The sequence below is a fragment of the Robertmurraya beringensis genome (assembly GCF_042433785.1).
Classification (GTDB): domain Bacteria; phylum Bacillota; class Bacilli; order Bacillales; family Cytobacillaceae; genus Robertmurraya_A; species Robertmurraya_A beringensis.
On record NZ_JBHLUU010000069.1, the window covers coordinates 1 to 2,515 of the forward strand.

General features: G+C 38.5%; 2 protein-coding genes. Both read right to left on the bottom strand.

All coding sequences use genetic code 11. The features are described from left to right. Positions 1–66: 66 nt before the first annotated feature. Positions 67–834: an IS21-like element helper ATPase IstB gene (istB, locus tag ACFFHF_RS11995; RefSeq protein ID WP_377058236.1), complete on the bottom strand. Its 768-nt coding sequence runs from the start codon at positions 832–834 to the stop codon at positions 67–69. Next, positions 831–2,375, bottom strand: coding sequence for an IS21 family transposase (gene istA / locus ACFFHF_RS12000; RefSeq protein WP_377058237.1), 1,545 nt, complete (start codon positions 2,373–2,375; stop codon positions 831–833). Before istA ends, istB begins: the two co-directional genes overlap by 4 nt. Between the last annotated feature and the right edge of the window lie 140 nt (positions 2,376–2,515).

Consider the following 2,515-nt stretch of genomic DNA (forward strand, 5'->3'; position numbering starts at 1 on the left):
TGTAACCGTCAAGTAGAAATCAACAGTTTTTCACAAATAAGTTTGAACAGTTTTCACCAAATAAGATTAAACACTTTGATTATCAAATAAGACCTTTCGATATTTCATTCTTATACTGTCTTGATCCTCTTTGAAGCTTAATATCTCACTTCGGTGTAAAAGACGATCCAGTATTGCCGTCGTAAGTGTTTGGTCCCCTAGGAATTTTCCCCATTCTGCTGGGCCTTTATTTGATGTAAGGATGAATGCTGCCTTGTCATACATCTCGTAAATGAACTGAAAGAACAGATGAGCTTCTTCTGGTTCAAAAGCGACATACATTAAATCATCTATAATGATTAAGTCAGAAGACGTTATCCTTTTATACCTTGTTTTAGACTTACTTATATGCTCTTTAGACTTCAGCACATAAATGAGTCTCTCCATCGATATAAATGATACCTGGTACCCACGCTCAATGGCGTGGATACCGAGGGCTGTTGAAAGGAACGTCTTTCCGACTCCTGTAGGGCCCATCATTATCAACGTAAAATATTCGTCAATCCAAGACAATTCCTTTAATACATTTAATTGCTTCTCTCCAATAGCTGATTGTTCTTCTATTCGGAAATCTTTGAATGTAACTATTTCCGGAAACTCAGCCCATTTCATCAGCTTTTCACTGTTCTTTTTCTCGCGACAGTGCATCTCATAACTAAGCACTTCGTGAATGAACTCATGGTAGGTCCATCCCTTAGCTTCTGCCTCTCGTAAGAGACTAGGGAGCTCTTTAGATGTCTCGGCGAGACGCAATGTACGACACTTTTCCTGTAGAGCCTGATAAGGTTGACTCATCTTCGACCACCTCCCTGGAGGACTTCCATGTAAATATCATCTTTTCGCACAGGAGCTATAAGGTCTTTATATTTCTCGTTTATTATTCCATTTGATGATGGTATTCTCTTACTCTGTAATTCTATTGAATGGGCAATGTCCCGTAAATCATTGGCACTTGTCAATTTCAACCGTTTCAACTCACTTATCGCCTCATTAATTATGGAGGGATAGTTTAAAATTACTGCCTGAACGATTCGCAGCTGATCGATTAGATGTCGTGGATAATGCATAGTTAGAACCCCGATAAGCCACTTTGTAAGCTCATAATCATTAATTGATTCTTCAATTTGCTGAATAAGTAGGTTGCGTTTTGTATGATTTCTTTCTCGGTGTAGTGGATCAGATATAAGATTTCCTTTACCAGATGCAAGCGAATGTTTAGCTAAAACCTGTCCATTTCGTTGAAGACGTATGTATAGGTATTCTTTATCTGTTTCAATATAAGCAATGTTTGCTGCTCCTTCTCGATAGGTGCCAAGAGGCACACTATAGCGATTGCCATCAAAACGAATTACATTGTCCTTATGGATAGTTCTTGTTATACTATCAGTGAAGACTTTTTCAAAAATGTAAGTACCAGAGATCTTTTGTAGGTGTTGCTTTTCCAGGGCGTGCTCCACATCAGGTCTCTTTTTCGTATTATGGTGTACCTTATGGTTACCAGTACGTTTCAGCCATTTCATACTAGACTCTTGCCAGTCTGTAAGATTATCAAAAATCCTATTTTTCGAAAAATTATTCTTAACGTACTTTACTACTTGTTCAATTTTTCCCTTCGACTGCGGATCCGATTTTCTGCAGAGATAGATTTTGAACTTACGAGTTTGATGATATTTAGTGAATTCGGCCGTCAAGATCAAATCTCCAGCGTTTTCACTGACTGCGAGTAAACGATCTTGATCGTAAACCATTTCGATCGGCATTCCCCCGAAATGCCGGAAGGCATTTTCATGCATATGAATCAAATCTTGAGCTTTGAAAGGTCGGTCTAGCCATTCTACATACTTGTACCTTGAGTGTGCTAGGATAAAACCTACGAAATATAACCTTTTATATTTTCCCTGTGTTGTTGGTAACCGCGCCTGTCCAAAATCCACTTGCACCTGTAGTCCCATTGGCAAATCGGGTACAGTGATAAAATCTCGTTTCAGAATTTGCTTTGGTATATGGTAAACCTCCCGAATCTCATTGACATAGTTTCTAACCGTGTTCTCCGAAACGGATTGTACCCCAAACCTTTCCTCTAGCCAGTCAAACACTTGTGCTCCAGTAAGATCTGGATGTTCTTTTATCCATCCTAAAATTTCTTCGTGATAGGGATCCAACTTCTTTTCTCTAGTCTGAAGAGAAATCGCAAACTCATAAAACTGCTCTGGTGACATCCTTTCGTAATCAATGACCGTATTCCTAGAGACATTTAGCTTCCTTGCTATCTGACTTTTGGAAAATCCTTGACTACGAAGTTTATGAATCTCATTGTATAGCACTCTTCTTTCCACTCCTCTTTCCTCACTTTCAATAGACTATTTCCAGTATATTTGAAAGCAAGCCAGCTTAGGGTAAACTGTTAAATCTTATTTGTGGAATTCTGTTTACTCTTAATTGTGGAAAACTGTTAATTCTAGTTTATCGTTTACAC